General features: G+C 48.5%; 17 protein-coding genes and 1 pseudogene. 9 read left to right on the top strand and 9 right to left on the bottom strand.

Translation table 11 applies throughout. The features are described from left to right. Window positions 1–4 precede the first annotated feature (4 nt). Window positions 5–5,335, bottom strand: a complete 5,331-nt coding sequence (locus tag OGV94_RS10895) for a peroxidase family protein (RefSeq protein ID WP_286523319.1) — start codon at window positions 5,333–5,335, stop codon at window positions 5–7. Between the two features lie 628 nt (window positions 5,336–5,963). Here OGV94_RS10895 and OGV94_RS10890 point away from each other — a divergent pair. The 3 genes from OGV94_RS10890 to OGV94_RS10880 all read left to right on the top strand — a co-directional run bounded on the left by OGV94_RS10890 (window position 5,964) and on the right by OGV94_RS10880 (window position 8,745). Next, on the top strand, window positions 5,964–7,151 hold the full coding sequence (locus tag OGV94_RS10890) for an OmpP1/FadL family transporter (protein WP_286523317.1): 1,188 nt from the start codon (window positions 5,964–5,966) through the stop codon (window positions 7,149–7,151). 238 nt (window positions 7,152–7,389) lie between these two features. Further along, entirely contained in the window at window positions 7,390–8,019 is a 630-nt protein-coding gene (locus OGV94_RS10885; RefSeq protein ID WP_075146165.1) for a winged helix-turn-helix transcriptional regulator, read from the top strand. Between the two features lie 108 nt (window positions 8,020–8,127). Beyond that, window positions 8,128–8,745: an outer membrane beta-barrel protein gene (locus OGV94_RS10880; protein WP_047411283.1), complete on the top strand. Its 618-nt coding sequence runs from the start codon at window positions 8,128–8,130 to the stop codon at window positions 8,743–8,745. Between the two features lie 64 nt (window positions 8,746–8,809). On the opposite strand, the gene OGV94_RS10875 is transcribed toward OGV94_RS10880, so the two are convergent. After that, window positions 8,810–9,196, bottom strand: coding sequence for a KPN_03583 family lipoprotein (locus OGV94_RS10875; RefSeq protein WP_080625182.1), 387 nt, complete (start codon window positions 9,194–9,196; stop codon window positions 8,810–8,812). Window positions 9,197–9,439: 243 nt separating this feature from the next. On the opposite strand from OGV94_RS10875, the gene OGV94_RS10870 reads away from it, so the two are divergent. The 4 genes and pseudogenes from OGV94_RS10870 (at window position 9,440) to OGV94_RS10855 (ending at window position 14,329) form a co-directional block, all read left to right on the top strand. Beyond that, a complete protein-coding gene (locus OGV94_RS10870) occupies window positions 9,440–11,422 on the top strand; it encodes an alkyl/aryl-sulfatase (protein ID WP_286523314.1) in 1,983 nt (660 codons plus the stop codon). A 282-nt stretch (window positions 11,423–11,704) separates the two neighbouring features. Then, window positions 11,705–12,076 (top strand): annotated as a pseudogene (locus tag OGV94_RS10865) (YebC/PmpR family DNA-binding transcriptional regulator); the annotation flags it as partial. A gap of 967 nt (window positions 12,077–13,043) precedes the next feature. Next, window positions 13,044–13,439 (top strand): hypothetical protein, encoded by a 396-nt coding sequence (locus tag OGV94_RS10860; protein WP_230586304.1) that lies wholly within the window; start codon window positions 13,044–13,046, stop codon window positions 13,437–13,439. Window positions 13,440–13,492: 53 nt separating this feature from the next. Beyond that, window positions 13,493–14,329 (top strand): DMT family transporter, encoded by an 837-nt coding sequence (locus tag OGV94_RS10855; protein ID WP_087050559.1) that lies wholly within the window; start codon window positions 13,493–13,495, stop codon window positions 14,327–14,329. A gap of 9 nt (window positions 14,330–14,338) precedes the next feature. Here OGV94_RS10855 and OGV94_RS10850 read toward each other — a convergent pair whose 3' ends face one another. Next, complete coding sequence (locus OGV94_RS10850; protein WP_087053423.1) at window positions 14,339–14,860, bottom strand: GNAT family N-acetyltransferase; 522 nt, start codon at window positions 14,858–14,860, stop codon at window positions 14,339–14,341. Between the two features lie 108 nt (window positions 14,861–14,968). Between OGV94_RS10850 and tam the strand changes: the two genes are divergently transcribed. Further along, complete coding sequence (gene tam, locus OGV94_RS10845) at window positions 14,969–15,727, top strand: trans-aconitate 2-methyltransferase (RefSeq protein WP_043016337.1); 759 nt, start codon at window positions 14,969–14,971, stop codon at window positions 15,725–15,727. A 131-nt stretch (window positions 15,728–15,858) separates the two neighbouring features. Next, a complete protein-coding gene (locus OGV94_RS10840; RefSeq protein ID WP_047411299.1) occupies window positions 15,859–16,236 on the top strand; it encodes a GFA family protein in 378 nt (125 codons plus the stop codon). Here the strand turns inward: OGV94_RS10840 and OGV94_RS10835 are convergent. The 6 genes from OGV94_RS10835 to OGV94_RS10810 form a co-directional block, all read right to left on the bottom strand. Beyond that, a complete protein-coding gene (locus tag OGV94_RS10835) occupies window positions 16,233–17,147 on the bottom strand; it encodes a bestrophin family protein (RefSeq protein ID WP_043016339.1) in 915 nt (304 codons plus the stop codon). The two genes, OGV94_RS10840 and OGV94_RS10835, sit on opposite strands and share 4 nt — an antisense overlap. A 207-nt stretch (window positions 17,148–17,354) precedes the next feature. Then, window positions 17,355–18,806 carry a tagaturonate reductase gene (locus OGV94_RS10830; protein WP_043016340.1) on the bottom strand — a complete coding sequence of 484 codons (1,452 nt, stop codon included), beginning with the start codon at window positions 18,804–18,806 and terminating at the stop codon, window positions 17,355–17,357. A 106-nt stretch (window positions 18,807–18,912) separates the two neighbouring features. Continuing rightward, window positions 18,913–19,440, bottom strand: coding sequence for a GNAT family N-acetyltransferase (locus tag OGV94_RS10825; RefSeq protein ID WP_075146161.1), 528 nt, complete (start codon window positions 19,438–19,440; stop codon window positions 18,913–18,915). Window positions 19,441–19,519: 79 nt separating this feature from the next. Next, window positions 19,520–19,879, bottom strand: a complete 360-nt coding sequence (locus tag OGV94_RS10820; RefSeq protein ID WP_286523308.1) for a DUF4186 domain-containing protein — start codon at window positions 19,877–19,879, stop codon at window positions 19,520–19,522. Beyond that, window positions 19,879–20,805 (bottom strand): glutaminase B, encoded by a 927-nt coding sequence (glsB, locus tag OGV94_RS10815; RefSeq protein WP_043016343.1) that lies wholly within the window; start codon window positions 20,803–20,805, stop codon window positions 19,879–19,881. Before glsB ends, OGV94_RS10820 begins: the two co-directional genes overlap by 1 nt. A gap of 62 nt (window positions 20,806–20,867) precedes the next feature. Further along, entirely contained in the window at window positions 20,868–22,445 is a 1,578-nt protein-coding gene (locus tag OGV94_RS10810) for a methyl-accepting chemotaxis protein (RefSeq protein WP_043016344.1), read from the bottom strand. Between the last annotated feature and the right edge of the window lie 62 nt (window positions 22,446–22,507).

Genomic DNA, 22,507 nt, shown 5'->3' with positions numbered 1-22,507 from the left:
CTCCTTATACGATCAATGAACTATTGCCATTGTTGCTGGCAAGGGTGGTGGGCATTTCCAGATAAAAGTCACCAATATTCACGGTGGTCGAATTGACGCCCACTAATGTGATGGTGTCAGTGCCGATAGTCACAATGGTGTTGCCATTGTTTCCGGTGATAGACACGCTGCTGGCAAAATTACCCGCGTTGATGCCTAACAAGACGAGATCGAGGAAGTCCTGGCCGCCGTTGGGGTTACTGTCAAAACCGGTGATCCGGTCCTGCCCAAAGTTAGCACCGAAGGCGAAGATATCGCTCCCGGCCCCTCCGTCAAGAATGTCGTTACCCTCCTGGCCATTGAGAATATCGTCGCCGCTACCGCCGGAGAGGGTATCCGCGCCCGCGCCGCCAATCATGACGTCGTTGCCGTTTCCGCCCTGCAGGTTATCAGCGCCATCTCCGCCATCGAGGAAGTCATTCCCGGTACCGCCAAACAACTGGTCATTACCTCCCATACCAAACAGATAGTCATTGCCGGAACCGCCCGTAATGGTGTTAGCAATGGCATTCCCGGTACCGATAAAACTGCCGCTGCCGGTAAAGACCAGTTCTTCCACGTTGTCAGTGAGGTCATAGCTGCTGAGGCCGGTACGCACAATGTCCGTACCGCCATTCACACCTTCAATAACCACATCACCGAAATCATCAACGATGTAGGTATCATCGCCCGCGCCGCCGGTCATACTGTCGGCGCCAAGACCACCATCAAGCGTGTCATTACCCGCATCCCCCTGCAGGATATCTTGCCCCGCCTGACCAGACAGACTGTCGTTACCCGCACCGCCCACGAGCAGATCGTCACCTGCGCCGCCCAACAAAGTGTCATTCCCACCTTCACCGCGCAGAATATCGCTCCATGCGGTACCGACGAGCGTGTTCGCGCCGTTGGTACCGACAATCAGATCGCCCACAGGCTGTGTGGTGGTCGAGGTCAGAACAACAGGGGGGTTGCCTTCATCGTCGACGACGGTAACCACCACCTGCAGCGTTCGACCGACCATGGCCTGGCCCGGCGTATAGGTCGCGGATGTCGCGCCGTTAATGTTGACGAATCCGGTTGGCGAACTCATTCTCCATTGATAGGTGAAATTACCGCCGCTCAGACCGTCAGCGTCCGCAATGCCCGAAACCACCGCGGTCAGCGTCAGACTTTCAGTCGGAGTGAGGTCATTAATTACCGGCGCACCGGTGGTGGCCTGATTTCTCGGCAGGATTGCCTGAGTTTGTGCCGACACCAGCGTTTCTGCGTCACCCATACGGTCGTTAAAACTGGCTACCACACGCAGCGGCGCGCCCTGAATAGCGCCAGGCACTCTGAACTCCGCACCGATTGCCTGATCCCGCCATTGGCCGTTGACGAATGCCTGCCAGGTCATCGTGATGGCCACATCCGCTGCCAGCCCATTACCGTCCAGCAAATTCGCCACGTTGACGCGCAGCAGATCGCCCACCGAAGGGTTAGGATTGCTGATGGTGAGATCGCCCGTCGCTTGCTGCGCCGTCACCCACAACTGCTGAGCATCGCCAAACTCCAGTTTTTCGATGTTCAACAAACGATCAATGCCATCATTCAGGTTCAGCGCGGCATTGGGCGTAGCGTGATCGACACGCAGGCTACCGTCAGCCATACGGGTGAAGACATAGTTGCTGCTGACATCACGGTACACCGCAACGTCGGTTTCCGTGTCGTTACCTTCATGCAGAATTTCGCGCACAATCGACAGTTGATTCGGTTTCAGCGTGCCAGCAAGCATGTACGACTTCAGTTCGGCCATGCCTTCGGCGCTGGTGAGTCCTGCCATACCGGTAACGGCAATACGCACGTTGAGCCACGCATCGCCATCAATAATATCGTTACCGGCTTTACCCATAATGCGGTCGCTACCGCCGCCGCCGAGTAAAATATCGCTACCATCATCAGGGTTCAGTAGCACCGCGTCCGGGTTAGCAGAACGTTCTACGCCGAGAATGGCCTGAAGCCCGTTGATCCGGTCTGCACCTTCCTGGGTCAGGTTGTTAGAGAGGGGAACACCCTGAACCGGGGCGGTTCCTATCGGCTGTTCCGTCCCGGTCAGGATATCGTCGTATTTCCAGCCCGACAGCCCCTCAACCAGGTCAAAACGATCGCGCAGAATAAATTCCTGCTGGTTAACGAAAATGGGGATCCCAAGGTCAGAGTTAGCGCCATTAGGGTCGCCTTTATGGATAGCCCAGTCGAAACCGGCCATACCATTATTGCGCAGGATCCCCGCGCCCTGAACCATGATGTCGTCACCAGCTTCGCCATCGTAGTCGGTGTCGTTACCCTGACCGTTAAGGACATCGTGACCGATAATGGTACTGTTGAAGAACAGCTCAGAGTTATCACCCGCCAGCGTGTCAAACCCGTCGCCGCCTTCCAGCCAGTCATCGCCTTCGTTGCCCATCAGGAAATCACCACCCGAGCCGCCAAGCGCAAAGTCGTTATCCTGACCAGAGAAGACCTCCTGCGCATCTTCACCGACCACCACGAAGTCGCTGCCGCTGCCGCCAAAGACCAAATCATTGCCATTTCCGGAGAAAATAACGTCATGTCCGGCATCGCCGTGCAAGAAGTCAGCATCGCCAACGGGTGTACCGGTATCGGTAATAATGTCATCACCGTCACCGCCGTGGACCACATCGGCTTCGTCACCACCGTCCAGTCGGTCATCTCCGCCATCGCCCCACAGGCTGTCGATCCCTTTACCGCCGATTAACGTATCGTTGCCTGCCGTTCCGCCAAGCACCACATGCCCATCACCGGTATATTTCAGATAACCACCGTCCGCAAAGCTATCGCCGTCAACATCCGCGCCAGGGTCGCGACGCACCAACAACGGCGAGAGCAGATCCTTCAGCGGATTTCCCCATTTCGGGTCGATTTCCGTTTGCAGCACGCGGTTCACTTCAAAAATATGGTCCGGCGTCTGGAACAGGTTGGCGGGCAGGTGAGAGGAATCCTCCTCACCAAGATCGCTGTTACGCATTACCAGCGCGGAAAACGAGTTGGCCTCCAGTTCATTGAGTAAGTTCAACCCCTGAACGCGGCTCAGGTAGTAGAAACGATCGCCGTCCTGCAACATTTCCATTTGCGTTTCAAAAACAAAGTTGAAGGTTGAACCCAGCATGCCGCCAAATTCATTTTTGCGCTCAGCCAGTCCGCCAATCCAGAAATCGACCATATTCAGGCCGGTTTCTTTCGTTGCCCACGCCCCAGTGCTATTAAAGAAATCCATTGCATCCGCAGGTGGGGCGTTATTGGCATCGCCAAACAGCAGGAAGTTAACCGCCGCGCGTTTACCTTCAAGGCTGGTGGCATTGAGGATCAGCTCATGCTGACCGTAAGCGGCCATAAAGTTAATAATAGAGGCCGGGTTTTTCAGGTAGGTGGTAAAGTCAGCCCAACTGGTATAGGGCCTCAGTTGGCTATCACCGCTTAATGCAAAAAACTGCTCGCGAGCCTGGTTCAGCGAAGGCATTGCCGTATCACGGCCACGGGCAATATTAAGCGCGCCTAAATCAAGGGGCAGGCCGATGAGATTATTACGCAGAGCATCGGTAATAAACTCATCAATTTCATTGCCCACCTGACGCGTCATACCACGCACAATCGCGCCGATGGCCTGGTCGTCAGTGACGGTGGCACCGTTGATTTCATTGAATGCCACAGGATTCAGGAACGCGGCTATCAGGCCAATATCGCCGCTTTGCATATCAATGTCGGTACGCGCCACGGTTTCTGTCAGCATTGAATGTCCGAAACGGTAAACCACGTGCGCAAACTCGGCAAAGATAAGGGGGTTAATATCCGCCGTGTTGGAGAAGACAAACGGATCAACGGCGGGTTGTACGGTACGCGCAAACTCCTCAAACACGAGGTGCTGGTACTGCATTTCCGTGGAGAAGCGACCGGCCTGGAATAAGTACTCGCCATTCCATACCAGAGTACTGGTATTGGCAGGCATCTCAGTGATTTGGTGATTCGGCATCAACCACTGGTTAATGAGGTCGATGTCGCCGGTTTCCAGCAGTGTGGTTTTATACTGTTCAACCAGGCGATTATGTTCGCTGTGAAAAACGGCATGCACAGCGGTTAAGCCAATGTTTTCATTACCACGCCCATCGCCGGTGATAAAGTGGCGGTCGAGCAGTTCGTTATCATAGGTTCCCGCAGGTTGCGCCCCTTCGCCGCCGATAGCACTGTCATCATCCGCCAGCAGGCCCGCTTTTGGCGCGGCAGTATGAGCAATATCATCCAGAAACGCGTGGCCGGTGCGGAACGTCTCCGCAGGTAACAGGCCGCCATTGGCTTCAACCAGGCCGTTGGTGGTCACAATCTGTACCTTCCCGTTTTCACTTAAAATCAAATTACCGTAGCGGTCCGTTGCCAGCAGAGGAACATTAAAAACATCCTGATCGGTGAGTTTTATACCCAGTAGAGTTTCAGCCTGATTTTTAACGTCAGCCCAGGTCGCCAGTCCTCCGTTAGCGCCGCCTAACAGATTTCCCGTTGGCTCGGGTTTACCGTCAATGATTACGTATTCGCGGATGAAAATCTGATGTGAAGGGTGGGAGGTGTAGGTCTGGTTTTGATCAATGAAAGGGGTTGTCAGGTTTACCGTCTCTCGGTTTTCGTTCACCGTCGCCCGGGTTAATAGCATAAAGTTTGTATCCGACCCCTCAACATATAAAGGGTCGTCTGGCTGTAGCGGAATGAAAACAATACCGTTGCCACCTTTCGGTATCAAATCCAGACCGTGGTCGAAAAACTGACCAAAGAAGGTCATCCAGCCGTTAAAAGCGGGGGAAAGTCCAATATCCGGAGACTGGTTGGGAATAGATAAGCTGCCTTCTCCTGTAATAGTACCGCCGCCAGGCGCATCTTTTAATGCGTTGAATACCTCCAGAGCCGCCGGGTTTGAAGCCGTCTGGTCCGAAATTAAGTTACTGATAATTCGCGGGTCAGCATCAATAACCATCCCGCCAATTTGGATATAACTGGTCATTTCATCCGCGTCTTGCCAGTTTAATGCGGTTAATCTTGGCATAGTCTGGTCGGCTGAGCCGTATAACTCTTGACCCGGTAAAAGGTTATTCCATGAACCATCTACCGTACGAAGGCCATAAGGTAATAGCGGACTGGAGACTAATTCTCGAAGCATTTCATCATTAACGCTACCATCCGCGTTAGTTGCCGCTTCGGATATTTTGATCTGCTTAAGAATAAAAGCCAGATCGTGCAGAGTGACAGTAAAGTCATATTGTGAGGCCATAAGTCATTACCCCTATCTTTACCTGTATTAGCTATCATCACTCTTTTCTTCTGCTTACAAAAGCTGACAGAAGAATGAGTCGCATCAGATATCTGATTGTTAGTACATGATTAAGCTCCGTATTTTAAAGCACAAACGATATCCACGACCGGGTTAGTGTTATTCTCCAGATATTTAACCAGACCAATAAGATATTCACCTCACTTATGAATTGGGTTTTAGTGACCGATGCTAACCGTGCCTTATTGAAATTAAAGGCATGTTTGGGACGCGAAGTTTTGAGAAGACGAGGTCTTCTCAAGCAGTGAATGTGTAGGTTTTTTTAAACTCAGATTACATTTATGTGATGATCATAACTATGGTTTTTCCGTTGCCGACTTCACTCATACTTTTTTATGAAAACATTAAATTTTCATTTCTTTACATTTTAATTAATGCCAAATTTCTTATTAAGAAGAATTCTCATTAAGGCGATATTTAAGAGAGCAGGGGCAGATTATAAAATTTAATATTGGATGAAACTTAACGCGACATCATTCCAGAGGCCTGATTATGCTATTAGCGTAAATCAATACTGTGTGATAACTGGCCTACGTTTTGTTAAGTTCCCATCCAGACAGGTAATACAATGAAAAAAAATATAATTCTTCTTTCCGGAATGCTCTTTTCGGCGTTCGGTAACGCCAGTACGCTCTATTTTTATGAAGTCGGAACGGAGGATACAGCACTCGCTGGTGCAGGGCAGGCCGCTCGCGCTCAGGATGCCTCAACGCTTTTAACGAACCCAGCGGGAATGACCCGTCTGTCTGACCATATGGTCACCGGAGGGTTGCAGGCGATGGGGGGAGATATTCCCTATACGCTGAACAATAGCGCTGACGAAAGGCAAAGTCCGGGGAACGTAATGACGCTGTTCCCCAATTCCAGTATGTTTTATGCGCAACGCCTGAGCGATACCGTTTCAGCCGGGCTGGGATTATATGGCAACTATGGGTTGGGTATCGATTTTGGCAACTGGGCCGGGGATCGGTTGATTAAACAAAGCACCCTGGTTGCGATGACGCTGAGTCCAGGCGTTGCATGGAAACTGAGTGACAAGGTGTCGGTTGGTGCTGCTGCGGGTTTGAACTACGGTTTTCTGTCTTTAAAAAGAAATGTCGACGGCCGCGATGAAAAACAAAGCGATCATGACTGGGCGTTGAATTACCGCCTTGGCTTATTGATGGATTTAAATGACAAAACACGGGCGGGCGTAACCTGGAGCAGCAAGACTGATTATCATTTCAATATTGACGGCAAAGCGCGTTTCCCACATCTACCTAATATTGGCTATGACCTGCCGATTTCCGCCCAGGTCCGCGCGCCACAGCAGGTAATGGTTAGTGTGGTTCACGATATTAACCGAAGATGGTCAGTGATGGGGGATCTTGGCTGGCAGGACTGGAGTCAGTTTGGTAGTCCTCAGATTACAATAAATGGTCAATCTGACGATCGTGTTAATAGGCTGAAAGATACATGGCATACGGCGGTGGGTGTGCAATATCATCCCGATGAGCAGTGGCGAATTAATGCCGGGGTCGCATTTGACAGTTCACCGTACAAAACACAAAGTAATGCCGCGCTTTCGTTACCGACCGGGGATGAATGGCGATTTGCCACCGGGGCTCAGTACCAGATTACCCCAGCCAGTAATATCGGGGTAGCCGTTGAGTATTTGCATATGCAGTCATCCAGCGTTAAATCTGATATCTATGCCGGTGAGTATAAAAATCCGTGGCTTTGGTTTGCCAGCGTTAACTACAGCTATCAGTTTTAGCATCGTTGTTATCAAGTCGAAATGTTATGTATTGTCAATAATCACCATAGCAAAGCATCCATCCACTAATGTTCAGTGACCGTCTGCTGGTGGCCTTCTAAAAAAATCATTTAAATAAAAATAAATTTGTACTTTTAGTATTGCGCAACCTATGGTTTTAATATGAGGCTGTACTATTCTTCATGGAATATACGTAGAATCATAGCGTTATCTCAATCAAAAGAATACAGGTTTGAACATGCAAATTTCACCCCCGGTACGCCCTGAACAAAGCATACAACGTTTAATGCAAGTGCTTGAGCCGATTGCAGAAAATCTTAAGGTTGTACCTCGACGCCGTATCATGTGGAAATACAAAAATAAGCCTCAGCTATATCTTTTCCTGCAAGGAGAACTCTCCATTTTACGTTCGTCTGATGGCCTGTTAATTGTGACTGTCTATGAACCTCATCTGTTCGGTATTGCCGAGATGATCCAGCCGGTTCATGGTCACTTATTACGCGCAGAAGCCGAGTCGACAATATTACGCGTGGATGCCGATAAAGCGCGAGAGCTCTTCCATCAACAAGGGTTGTGGGAAGATGCGGCGGCTGTGCTTTCATATCACACGGGTTATCTCTTTTATCGCGATGATTTAGTGGTACAGCAACGTACCTATTCGGTGATACGAAACCATCTCGAGGAAATGATTTTGTTACCGGAAGAGACCCGCAAACGCATGTCTATTTTGGATTACATTCAGGATCGCACCCACTTATCACGCAGCAGCGTTTTAAATGTCATTTCAGCCCTAAAAAAAGGAGGCTATATTGATTTTGAACGCGGGGGATATCTTACCACCATCAATAAATTACCTGAGCGATTTTGAGGAAATCCAAAAATAAATTAAAAAGCAATTATCACCACAACTTAAATACCCTATTGTAGCCACACGTTATTTGTATCAATCGTAACTGAAAGCCTCGATAGGAAAATCATGAAAAAGACGCTTATTACACTTATTATTGCTAACGCTTTTACAGCCACAACCGCTTTTGCTGCAGCGGATGTCGGAACCTGGTATGCTGGCGGAAAATTTGGTTGGTCACACTATTTTGACTCCAGCACCACACAACAGAGCAATAATCACGGTGAAAAATTTGGAAATGTTGGCACCGATGGCGATAATGTTGGTGGCGGTGTATTCACCGGTTATCAAATTACACCATGGCTCGCCGTTGAAGGTGGTTATGATTATTTAGGTAATATGCAGTTCAATGGTAAAAATGGCGCATCAGGTTCGCAAATGAAAAGCCAGGGACTGCAACTCACACTGAAAGCAAGTTATGGTCTGAACGACGCCTGGGATGTATATGGTCGGGCAGGTGCCATGGGATATCGCGCAGAGTCCGATATTAAAGGGAATAATCGTTTTGATACCGGTGTCCGTCCGGTAGTGGCGGTAGGTACTGAATATGCCTTTAATAATAATTGGGCAGGGCGCCTTGAGTATCAATGGGTCAGCAATGTCGGTAACGAAAACCAGATTGGAGCAACCAGCGATGTCAGTTCTGTTACGGCGGGGCTGTCATATCGTTTTGGCCAGCATGACTAACCTTAGTTAATCAAACAGCCCATATTTAAGAGCCTCCTCATTCATCAATGAGGAGGCTCTTTTATTATTCAATAAGAGAATTAACCGACTGATTGATGCTCAACAGACCCGTTTGATTATGCTCCTTATAATAAAAATTGTTCATCTGTTGCATTTGCTCAAGCTTAGATAATGAAGCATACACCTGGTATGCCTGGCTATGAACATCAAACATCTCATTACGCTTAACATCATGAAGATAATCACTTTTTAGCGTATTTGCCACGTTTTTAATTTGCAGTTTATTTTCTTGATATAACGACAAGGATCTCGAATTACTGCTCGATTTAGTCACGGAGTTATTCTGGATAACAGGAATAATCATTTTATTAATTCTAATTACTTTCTCCGGTGGCGAAGAGCTACAACCAGAGAGGGTTCCAATGATGAGTAATAGATAAAATGCACGCATATTTATTGACCTAAGGAAATGGATGCCAGTCATTATCTTTTTAAACAACCCATTGTCTACGGATGATTTATTTAAATAAAAATTTATAATTAAATATTTTTTAATGATACTGGCTTATAAGGTTATGTTAACCTTTCAATACTCAATCACGCCGTCCTGATAAACATCGCATCGCAGATGCATGTCAATAATCAATGAAGCAGTTTTGATCCTGCTTGAAAATTTATTATTAGCAGAGAATTTATGAAACTAAATAAACGAGTAAGCTATCTGGCTTTAGCCGGTGTCTGTTCGACATCGTTAATGTCACTTTCTGCAATCGCACAGGAAGGGGCAAAAGATGCTACAGCTCAAACCAAAAGCGCGAATGATGCCTTATACGGGCAATTGCCATTCACTGATAAAACAGATTTCGTAAATGCCCATAAGGGATTTATCGCTCCGCTTCCCGATGAACTAATCAAAGGAAAGCAAGGGAACATTGTTTGGGATCCGCAGCAATATGCTTTTATCAAGGAAGGCGAAAAAGCTCCCGCTACGGTTAATCCAAGCCTGTGGCGTCAGTCGCAGTTGATCAATATCGGTGGTCTGTTCCAGGTAACCGATGGTGTATATCAAATCCGTAATCTGGATCTCTCGAATATGACCATAATGGAGGGGAAAGAGGGAATTACGGTCATTGATCCGCTGGTATCGGCAGAAACGGCAAAAGTCGGAATGGATCTTTATTATGAAAATCGCGGTAAAAAACCCGTTGTTGCCGTCATTTATACGCACAGCCATGTTGACCACTACGGCGGCGTACGTGGTGTCGTGGATGAAGCTGATGTTAAATCCGGCAAAGTGAAGGTATATGCACCGGCTGGTTTTATGAAGGAGGCCGTATCTGAAAATATTATGGCAGGTAACGCCATGAGTCGCCGGGCCAGTTATATGTATGGCAATCTGTTAAAACCGGATGCAAAAGGTCAGGTAGGTGCAGGCCTTGGTACGACAACCTCTGCGGGTACGGTGACGCTGATTGAACCTACTAATTACATTACCCACACCGGGCAGAAAGAAGTTATCGACGGTCTAACCTATGATTTCATGATGGCGCCGGGTTCAGAAGCGCCCTCTGAAATGCTGTGGTATGTAGAAGAGAAGGGAATGATTGAGGCCGCTGAAGATGTAACCCACACGCTGCATAACACCTATTCGCTGCGGGGCGCGAAGATCCGCGATCCGCTGGCATGGTCAAAATATATCAATGACGTTATTGGCCGCTGGGGAGGTAAGGCGAGCATTATTATTGCTCAGCACCACTGGCCAACCTGGGGTAATGAAAATGTTGTGAAGTTAATGAAGAGCCAGCGCGATATGTACCGTTACATCAACGATCAGACATTACGAATGGCTAACCAGGGTCTGACTCGTGACGAAATCGCCGCTAACTTCAAACTGCCGTCTGGTCTGGAAAAATCATGGGCCAGCCGCGGATACTATGGTTCCGTTAGCCATGACGTGAAAGCAACTTATGTCTTTTACCTCGGTTGGTTCAACGGTAACCCGGCAACGCTGAACGAACTACCGCCAGTAGATGCCGCGAAGAAATATGTCGATTATATGGGAGGGGCCGATGCCATCATGCAAAAAGCAAAAGCGGATTATGCCCACGGTAATTACCGTTGGGTGGCGCAGGTGACTAACAATATCGTCTTTGCGGATCCGAGCAATAAAGAGGCTCGTAATCTGGAAGCCGATGCTCTTGAGCAGATGGGTTACCAGGCAGAGTCCGGCCCATGGCGTAATTTTTATCTGACTGGTGCGCAAGAATTACGCAACGGTGTGGTAAAAGGCGCAACCCCCAATACCGCCAGCCCGGATACGGTTAAAGCTATGTCGCCGGAAATGTTCTTCGATTATCTGGCTGTACATATTAATGGCGAAAAAGCGGCAAATGCGCAGGCGATCTTCAACGTTGATTTAGGCGCTGACGGTGGTAAATACAAGTTGGAACTGGAAAACGGTGTTCTTAACCATAGTGCTGATACTCAGGCCAGTCATGCTGATGCCTCCATTACGCTGAATCGGGCGACGTTGAACAAAATTATCCTGAAGGAAGAATCGCTGAAGCAAGCGGAAGAGAAGGGTGAGGTACAGATCACTGGCAATCACGCCAAACTTGACGAGTTCGTCGGATATTTAGACAGTTTTGATTTCTGGTTTAACATTGTGACACCTTAATTGTAGATAGAAATCATGTAATAACCCGTCAGCAATGACGGGTTTTTTATTATTGCTGCGGTTCAATTATTAAGAATATAAAAGATCTAAAATATAATGTGGAAATATTTTATCCATAATGTTAATAATTAATGTAATTAAAGTAACACACCATATAATCTGTATATTTTTGTTTTCATGGACGAGAGTTTGTGTATCATGATATAATGCGGCGGAAAAATATGCAGGTTATTAACCTGTCCGTAGCATAAATGAATTTTTGAGGAGACCATTCCAGTGGGACGTAAATGGGCAAACATTGGAGCAGCAGGTGCAGTCAGCTATATGTTTGACAATACCGGGGTGATTGTATTTAAAGGAACAGACCCTGACCATATTTTTGAAGTTTTGCTGAATGCCGAAGTAGATGTCCGCGATGTAACCGAAGAAGAAGGGAACATCGTTGTTTATACTGAATCTACAGATCTCCACAAAGGAATTGCTGCTTTAAAAGAAGCTGGCATTACTGAGTTCTCAACAACAGAATTAGAAATGATTGCTCAATCAGAAATTGAACTTTCACCTGAAGATTTAGAAATCTTTGAAGGACTCGTTGACGCTCTTGAGGCTGACGATGATGTTCAAAAAGTATATCATAACGTTGCAAACCTTTAATTGTAAATTAAAAGGGAAGTGTCATTGTGGCTGATTTTGAACTTACAAATTTGTTATAAAAACATCCAGCCAGATGCATTGATTATAAGAAATAGATAAAGTTTACGTAGAAAATCCAGGTGACTGTCTGTTTTACACTCAAAGCAGACAGTCATGTTCACTGTTTGCCCACAGGATGAGTCAGAGCGTTCTTTTCCCGGGAATCAAAAACCGCCTCCACGTTAAAATGCGACTATAGCTTTGACCTTGTCGTTTATCATCACCGTTACCAACCCTTGAAAATGTATCCAAATGATAGCCGGGTCGGGCTAATTCGTAACAGCGGACATCGCATTAGAGATACTATAGATATCAAACGAGTTTTTATTCGAAGGATCTGACTGAAGCTTTACCGCAGCAGCCGCAAGCAAACACACGGGTTGCTCAGCGCATTGATGAGCAGGAACAAATAGCAGAAGCGATTTTACGCTGAAGTTAGTTTCATTAAAGGATTCTGTGAAGATTGCTGGCAGACAGTTGGTGGCCAGGACCGCATGTATGAGTTCGACGAACAGAAACTCACGCCATGTTTCCGGCACCAGAACGGATAGAAAACTTATTCGCTTTAACCGAAGCCGGATTGGGGAAGGGTAAGCACGCGAGTGAGCACCATATGCTGAGGGCCATGAACTGAGAGACCATTATTTTGCATTTAACATAATATACATTATGCGCACTAAGATGGAATGAGGAAGAATCTAAGGTTTTATGGTAGTCCTTGTGCTGCTCAATAATGATGTCGAACCGTTGTTTAAAGCGCCGCGACCTAACTGATATCTATCTCCCTTATTTATTCTGTGCGTCCCGGCATTGAAATGTTTCATTTAAAAACGGAAAGCAGCATGTCGGCGATTCTAAAGCAGATGCATGTAATCGTTATATACTGCTCCATGAGGCATCGCTCACTTTCAGAAAAACGGTAATAAAATTGACCACTATCCAGACAATGCGTAATAAAAATGCTCAACCCATCCAACGCCTGGCACTCTTACTGCTCTTTGCCTGTACGCTAACGGGATGCGTATTGACCCGCGTTTCCGACAGCGCACATGCCAAAGAAGTCGACAGCCTGAATGTTGTTGGTCTGAGTCTGGATGCCGCGAGACAAAGAGCGACTGAAAAAGGTTTTGTATGCAGCGAATATAGCAATCTCAATACGGTTGTCACCGATTATGGTCAACATCGATGGCTGCAAACTGAATGCAGCAAGAAAAGTGCTGAGCAATTTTGTCCGCAAACGCGTTTTGTGGTTCTCAATGTCGATCCTGAAACGAACAACGTCGTAGATGTGGGTAAATACATCGATCAATACACCTGTTTTTGAAACCTGAACACCGGCACCGGCACTGACTGTTGTATTAGATTGAGGACGCTAACTTGCTTATCAAAATCGTTATCGCAATGAGCGCATTTGCAGGAAATTCAGTGCTTTGCCGAATCGCGCTAAAGGGTATGCACGCCGATGCCATTTCTTTTAGCAGTCTCAGGTTAATCAGTGGTGCGATTGCCCTTTATTTATTCATCACGATAGCATCTGAGAGTAAAAAAATAGAGTTTAGATGGTTAAACGCCCTGCTACTTTGCATTTATGTTTTCTCATTCTCCGTTGCCTATGTTTCGCTCAATACCGGCACCGGCGCCCTGCTGCTCTTTGGTACCGTTCAGCTCGTCATGACGGTATGGGGATTAGTTCAGAAAGAAAAACTCGTAATATTAAAAATAACAGGGATTCTGGGAGCATTGGTTGGAATAGCGATATTGCTACTTCCTGGTGCTGAGCGGCCTTCCTTGTATGCCTCAGTCATGATGATTATTTCCGGTGTTGCCTGGGCTATGTACAGTATCGCAGGGAAAAAAATCACGCATGCCGTAGCCTCAACGAGTGGTAATTTCATCCTGACGGTCCCGGTTGCACTGATTATTCCCCTCATCTTTCATACCCATCTTCACATTGATATAAACGGAATAATGCTGGGAGTATTATCAGGCGCACTAACATCGGGAGGCGCTTACCTGCTCTGGTACTCGCTTCTTCCGTTGCTCAAAGCCACGACGGCCAGTACCATCCAGCTCAGCGTTCCTTGTCTCGCCACGCTCGGCGGGATCGTGTTTTTGGGTGAAACGCTCACCGCCAGGATCCTTCTTGCAAGCATTATTATTTTAGCTGGAATAGGCTTAGTTATTTTTTCTGATATGAGGAAGGGTTCAAAATAGTCTGACTAATTATCGGCAAAGACGATACAGGACGTGTTGTGCTAGCCGATGATCAGACGGCAACGCGGGATGCAGGAACTCTTCAGTCTTATTCATGCCCAACCGTATCATCAGGCGCTCTGACGGTTTATTCAGTACGGAAGTAAATGAAACCACCTCACTTAACCCCAGCTCCTCGAAAGCAAACGTCAGGCATGCCTCGGCGGCTTCCAATGCCAGCCCCTGGTGCCAGTAGTCTTTAGCCAGACGCCAGCCTATTTCGGTACAGGGTGAAAAGTGAAATTTATCAGGCTGTGGATGTAAACCTACACACCCCACAAACTGGTGTGTTTCTTTAAGTTCAACGACCCAGAATCCCCAACCGCGCTCTGTAATGCCTTCCTCGAACCTTGCAGCCAGGTTGTCGCTTTCCGTTCGTTGCAGCGGAGTCGGAAAGAAACGCATCACGTCCGGATCGGCATTTAGCGCAGCAAACGGGGCTCTGTCTTTGGCTTCCCACTGGCGTAAAACCAGTCTCGATGTTTCCAGCATATTTCTGCCCTTATCTTTCATTTTCATATAATCTTCTAAAAGAAATGGCTCATCGGCAAGGATTTATGCACCCTTTCCGCCTTTTTCTCTCATACTGGAGATTCATTCATGGCCGACTGGAACCCTTCGCTTTATCTGCAATATGAAACTGAACGTTCAAGACCCGCTGCGGAATTACTCAGCAGAGTGGCGTTAGAGAGTGTCCGTTCAGTCGTCGATCTTGGCTGTGGTCCGGGAAACAGTACGGCATTGCTATATCAGCGCTGGCCCTCGGCTGTAATAACCGGAGTTGATTCCTCACCCGCCATGCTTAATGAGGCGCGAAACGTATTACCGACATGCCGTTTTATTGAAGCGGATATCAGTAAGTTCCAGGTAGAGCATCCCGTAGATCTGCTTTATGCCAATGCGTCATTACAGTGGGTACCCAATCACTATGAACTGTTGCCAAATCTGGTATCGCTTCTTGGTCGCAACGGCGTTTTGGCCGTGCAAATGCCGGATAACTGGCTGGAACCCACGCATGTTCTGATGCGCGAAGTAGCTTATGAACAGGGTTATCCCGACCGGGGCCGGACGCCACTTCCAGGCGTACACGCCTACTATGATATCTTGAGCGAGGCAGGTTGTGAGGTAGATATCTGGCGCACAACGTATTATCACATTATGGATTCTCATCAGGCGATTATCGACTGGGTAAGTTCTACAGGCCTGCGCCCCTGGTTGCAGGATTTGAGCGAAAGAGAGCAACGCCAGTACCTGGCGCGCTACCACGAACTCCTGCAGGAGCAATATCCATTACAGGAAAATGGCAAAATTTTACTGGCGTTTCCGCGAATGTTTATGGTTGCCAGACGCAATAGTTAAGCGTTAATCATCAGACAGATCACAGGAATGAACTATCGTCTATGCGCGCCCTCGCCTTTTTATTATAAGGTTCTAGTGGCAATGGCGTGCATCTGCTAGTGTCTTGCCACGTATTTCTGACGGGAGTTGTTATGTCTAAAGTCTACATTGGTGGGTGTCTGTGTGGCTCGATCCGCTTCACTGCCAGCAGTCCTAATAATTCCCATACCTGTTCCTGCGATATATGCCGGAAACATACTGGCGTGCCGACCGTCGTCTGGATTGAGTTTGCTGCAGAAAATGTAGAATGGACGGGAAAAGCCGGAAAACCGACAACCTGGCGCTCATCTGAAACGACCAGTCGGGCCTTTTGCCCTCAGTGCGGGAGTTCCGTGGGCGCCATTGATGACGCCCCGGTAATTGCACTTTTAGCCGGAGCTTTTGACGATCCTAACGATGAAGATCTGGCCCCAGAGTTTCATTCGTTTTCCGATATGCAACCCGCCTGGTGGCAAAACGAACGTCGCTAAGTGAGTTGATAATGTTTATCCGGCATGTGTTTTGCTGGCACATTTGTTTCATCGTTCATTTGCAGTAAATCGATTTCGATAGCATTGCAAATCGCATCCAGCGGCAGGTCGTTGTTCTCTGTGCCAAACGGATCTTCCAGTTCTTCTGCAAGCGTGTCGAGCGAAATAAAAGTGTAGGAAATAAGCACTGAAATGAAAGGTGTCATGTAGTGCAGATCCACCACTAAGGCGAATGGCAACATGATACAAAACAGGTACACCGTGCGATGAAGGATCAAAGTATACGCAAACGGGACCGGAGTATTCGCAATCCGCTCACAACCTGCCAGCACCGCAGACATATCATTTAACCTATTGTTTAAACTATGGAATAATATATCTGATAGTTGTCCATTACGCCTGCGCACGGCCAACCACTCCCCCATCAGCAACAATATGCGGTTTGCCGGTGATTGTGAGGCAAATACCGTCTGCAGATCTTTCTCGCTGAGGTACTTCGCCAACGGCGCTGCCTGCGGTTTTCGGCGTAAAGTCATGCGTAAACAGTGGGCAAACGCGATTTGCAGACGAACAAACTGCCCCAGTTCGACGTCATCCGGTAAGGTGGTCTTTACCTCTCGTAAAAGCGATCGGGAAGCAATCATCAACTGCCCCCAAAGGTGGCGGGCCTCAACGTAACGTGAATAGCAGGCGTTATTGCGAAAGCCTAAAAAGATAGCAATAGCCACGCCGAGAATGCTGAACGGCGCCAGAGTAAATTTAATACCCAGCATCGTATACCACGGAAGCATGATAATAACGGCGATGGAGAGCAGGAAGTTCAGCAACAGACGTGAAAAGATTTTTGATAATACGGAACCATGCCAGACGAAAATCAGGCGTAGCCAGTGTTGTTGGGGGCGAACGATCATGGTTATCTTCGGAAAAATGTGAAACCCGTCACATTAGACGCGATAGTGATCAATGTTGCAAGTTAATCGCAACATTAACTAAACATCTTTTTCCTGCCAGACAATTCCCGCACCTGAGTTACAGAATGGCTTAGTATTTAACATACAATAGTATGTTGTAACTAATAATTGTTTTGCAAAAAACCCGGCCTGAGCCGGGCTGTTTTCTTAGCACAGTGGTTTAACGGCTTCACGCATGCCTTTTGCCAGAATGGTATCCAGATCGGCAGAAACCTGCTCCACCAGCCCAGAAACCTGAGTCAGGTCCTGCTCCCAGTGCTCTTTAACGCCCAGTACAGATTTAACCAGATCTTCGGTGTTTATCTGGCGGTCATGATGCTGGGACCAAAGCTGTTGAAAGCGCTCCACCCAGTGCGCATCATCCTGAACCGGATATGACTCACCGTTACGCTCTCCACGATAAAAGGCAATCAGCGCGGCAAGCGCAAACGTCAGGCGCGCCGGCAGTTTGCCGCTGGCCTGTTGCCCTGCCAGCAACTGCGGCAATATACGGGTACGGAATTTAGTCATGCCGTTCAGGGCAATCGACAGCAGCTGATGCTTAATGTACGGATTGCAGAATCGACCGGTCACCGCGCTGGCGAAAGATGCCAGCTCATCGCGAGGTAAATCCAGTACCGGAATGATCTCTTCATAAATAGCTTTTTCAACGAAGGCGCAAATCTCTGCGTCATTCATCGCCTCACCAACAGTATCGAGCCCTGCCTGCCAGGCAACAGGAACCAGTGCGGTGTGCGCGCCGTTGAGAATGGCCACTTTCCGTTCTTTGTACGGTTTGATGTCATCAACAATCAGGACATTGAGCGGATATTTATCCAGACGCAGTTCGGCGGCTAATGACTTTGGCCCCTGAATGACAAACAGATAGAAGTGCTCAGCCGTATCCAGGAATGCATCATGATAGCCAAGCTCAGCTTCAAGTTGCGCTACTTCGTCACGCGGATAACCGGTAACAATGCGGTCCACCAGCGTGGAACAAAATGCGTTGGCTTGATCCAGCCACTGAATAAATGCTTCCGGTAGCGCCCACTCCTGAGCGTAGCGCAGGACCAGTTCACGCAGCGCATCACCATTGTAATCAATCAGTTCGCAAGGGATGATAATCCAGCCTTTATCCGACGCACCATTAAAATGGCTGAACCGCTCGAACAGCAGTCGGGTCAGTTTAGCGGGATAACTCACCGCCGGTGCATCCTCAAACTTATCGCCCGCGTGGTAGCTGATGCCTGCTTCAGTGGTGTTGGAAAAAACAAAACGCATATCTGGATTATGCGCCAGCTTCAGGAACTCATCGTATTCGCTATAGACGCTGATTTCGCGGTTAACTGAACGAATTAAACGAGCATCACTTACGGCATCGCCCTTCTCATTCAAGCCACGAATAATGGTGGTGTAGAGACCATCCTGTGTACTCAGCGATGGTGGGAAGGTACTTTCGATAGGACGAACAATGACCACACCTGCGTTCAGATCGGTATGCTCATTCAGCAGATCAACCTGCCAGTCAACGAAGGCGCGCAGGAAGTTTCCTTCACCAAACTGAATGATGCGTTCAGGATACTGAGCACCGGGGAAATCGCGACGATTTAGTGTTTGCACAATGGGTTCCCTTTATGATTAGTCATACAACCTGATTGAATTGGTCCAATAGGTTAGCAAACTTTAATACATTGAAACCCTGTTTTGATCAATTCCCGATAACAAATTAGAGCGTTTTATAGAAAAGTGTGGTCCCGGTCAGCGTCCCGTCGGGCATTTTGGCATAGTCGGGTATCACCCCAACTTTTTGCCATCCGCAATTGTGGTAGAACAACTCAGCGGAACTGCCCGTGGCCGTATCAAGCACCAGCAGCGTCTTGCCTTGTTGATGCGCGCAACGTTCGAGTCCGTTCATCAATTCCCGAGCCACACCGCCCCGTCGCGCAGAGGTGTGAACCAGTAGTTTGGCGACATCTGCACGATGGGGTTGGTTTTCGGGTTGATCGATAATGAGCTGGACGGTACCAACTAGAACACCCTGTGCGTCCTGTGCCCCCAGAACAATCCTTTCTCCACGGTCGACACTTTGCGCGACGCTCATCCAGAAAGGTCGTGACTTTTCACTCGTAAAAGGCAGCATAAAGCTGACAGAGGCGCCGTCATTGACGCATGTTTCAAGGATGTCGCTGAGCTCGTCGATTCTCGACAGAATCTGTGCCGAACTCATCACAAAGCAGGGTTTGCAGGTAGCCATTTTTTCTCCTTAGATTGACCCCTTATACTGCTTTTAACAAAAGCACAACACAAGGAGACATATCATAGGATTATGTTATCTATGGCTTATTCATTTGAAGCACTAACCAGTGATAAATAACCGTGACAACGTAACGTTGCTGCTCATCGTTAAGCGCGACACCCTGAGGAATATCATGCCATTTCGCCAGACAGCCCCGACAACAGGTGGCCGTAGCATGTTGAGCGATAAAGACCGGATGCCCACGCATGGGCGTCTGCTTACCATCATTGACCGGTAACGCCGGAGCCAGCCGTTTGGCAATAAAATCCGCAGCGTGTTGCTCGATAACTGGCGCACCTTTATCCAGACAATACTGCCTTTCTTTCTGACCAAGACGAAACCGCGAGCGAAACGTTGATTTCGCCAGCCTGGCAAAAAGAGGACCGAGCGTATTCATCAGTAAACCGAGCGCCCCAGTTGTTGTGTTAATTGCTCCAGCACGGCGATACCCGCCAGCGAATTTCCCGCAGGATCCAGTTCCGGACTCCAGACGGCAATCGCCATCTCGTGGGGAACGATAGCCACTATACCGCCGCCAACGCCAGATTTCGCCGGTAAACCTACTCGCCAGGCAAATTCCCCTGCGTTCTGATACATGCCACTGGTAGCCATCAACGCGTTGATCTGCCTGGCCTGCATGGGCGTAACCACGGGCTCCGCAAGATGAAAGGCATGTCCCTGATTCGCCAGAAAGACGAACGTACGCGCCAGTTCTACACAGCTCATTTTCAACGCACAATAGTGAAAGTAATTTTGTAAAACGGTGGTCACATCATGATGGAAATTGCCAAATGATTTCATCAGCCAGGCGATAGCCGCGTTACGCGCCGAGTGCTCAAACTCAGAACGCGCCACTGTCGAATCATAGGCGATATCCGATACGCCGCTTAATGCCCTAACCACTTCCAGCATCCGTTGACGCGGTGCGCTCAGTCGCCCTTGCAGCATGTCGCAAACCACCAGCGCCCCGGCATTGATGAAGGGATTACGCGGGATCCCCTGTTCCATTTCCAGCTGTACCAGGGAATTAAAAGGATGACCGGATGGATCTTTGCCGACACGTTGCCAGATCTCATCCTCCTGATAATGACGCATCGCCACGACCAGACTGAGCACCTTTGAAATTGACTGAATAGAAAAGCGCTCTTGCGCATCCCCCGCCTGATAGTGCTGTCCATCGACGGTGCAAATGGCAATACCCAGTTTTGAACCGTCCACGGAAGCTAATGCAGGAATGTAATCAGCGACTTTACCTTGACCAATCAGCGGACGAACCTGCTGCACAATGGTCTCTAAAATTGAATTGTCCATGGCCCTGGCCACAACATGCTCCTTGCTCGCAGGTATGAAAGGCCTGCGAGTATAACAGAGCTGAATACGCAGCGTCAGGCCGGAAGGCGGAATCTGGCCACTGCCTGCATAAGCTGGTGAGATTCATGATGTAGCTGCAAGGAAGAATTGGATGCGGCATTCACCAGATCGCTGGTTTGCCGGGCCTCTCCGTTCAGAACATGAAGCTTACGAGTCAACTGGTGAATACTGTCCCCCTGATTTAACGTTGCCGCCGAAATATCGTTCAGCAATGCGCCGAGGTTTTCCACCAGCGAAATAACCTGCTGTAGATTCTCATCCAGCCCGTTTACGGCATGAAAGCCCTCTTCAATGCCCTGTAAAGAGTGTTGAATGAGCGCCTGAATATTCTGCGTCGACTGACCGCTTTTTCGCGCCAGAAGTCCAACTTCTTTGGCGACCACTGCAAACCCGCGCCCTTGTTCCCCAGCATGTGCAGCCTCGATTGCCGCGTTCAGTGCGAGGATGTTTGTCTGAAACGCGATGTTGTCGATTAGCGTTATAATTCCGCGCATTTCAGACGAGCGCGTCACAATCGCCTGCATTGACGCATTTACCGTCGCCATCATTCGGTCTCCGCCCGCCGCAATATCACGGGCCTGCACAGCACGCTGATTCGCCAGTTGAGCAAAGCCACTGTTATCCTCAACATGCGTTTCAAGAAAACCAATATGCGAAGTCACGGTACTCAACTCTTCACTTTGCTTCGCCGATTGCTGATACAACTGCTTATTATTTTGCGCAAGTTCGCTGATGTTCCCCACCATTGCGGTTGTGGCGTCATTCACCTGCTGTACCAGCGCGCAGAGTCCCTGCTGCATTGCAGCAATTCGCAAACTTAATTGCATCACTTCCCGATTGAACTGACTCACCTGCGGAGCTGGTCGGGAAAGATCGCCTGCCGCTAAAATATCGATATGATCGATCAGCCGTCGCAGCGGTGTTATCACCCAACGAGACATACTGCGCCAGACCAGCACAGCGATAACCACCAGCACCAGAGGAATAAACAAAAACAGATGCTGTAAACGCTCAAGACTGGTCAACAATTGCTGACGCCCAACTTCCGCATGTCGCCCACTTTCCTGCTGAAAGCGGGCGTAGTTGTCGTTAAAATCTGACTGAAACGCCTGTACGGGCACGGCAAAAAAAGCGTCAATCGAACCGGACTGCATCAGCCCGTCCGCCTGTTCCTGAATGCCGCTATAAAAGCGCTGATAGCTCTCCGTGAGTTCTGGATCCGGCTGCGGTTTTAAATGACTCCATGCATCCCATGCGGTTTTTGACTGTGTCAGCGCCCGATGAGCCTCCTCCATTAATGGCCGCCAACTTCCATCAGAGCCGGTGGCGGCATCCTGCATAAAATAAACTCCAGCCCGGTTAAGCAGATCGCTGGCAGACAATAATGCCACCCTCGCTTCATCGATCTTCGCCTGCTGTATTAGCGCGAGCTGATTACGACCTTCATTATGCTGCGCGTCGCTGACTGAGGCCGAGAGCATCAAAGAGGACGCGACCTGCAATACAGAGAACAGTGCAATTATGCAGAAAATACCAGTTAACAAACCAAACTGACGGGGGATCAGACGTTGAAAAATTTGCGTTATGTTCATATTACTCTTCTGTATCAAAGCGTTAGACGCGAATATACGGAGAGTAAATGACAGAAAAATTG

This window comes from Citrobacter sp. Ce006 (assembly GCF_030336535.1).
Classification (GTDB): Bacteria; Pseudomonadota; Gammaproteobacteria; order Enterobacterales; family Enterobacteriaceae; genus Citrobacter; species Citrobacter europaeus.
Note: the sequence above shows the minus strand (reverse complement) of the source record. Positions and strands in the feature narration are given on the sequence as shown.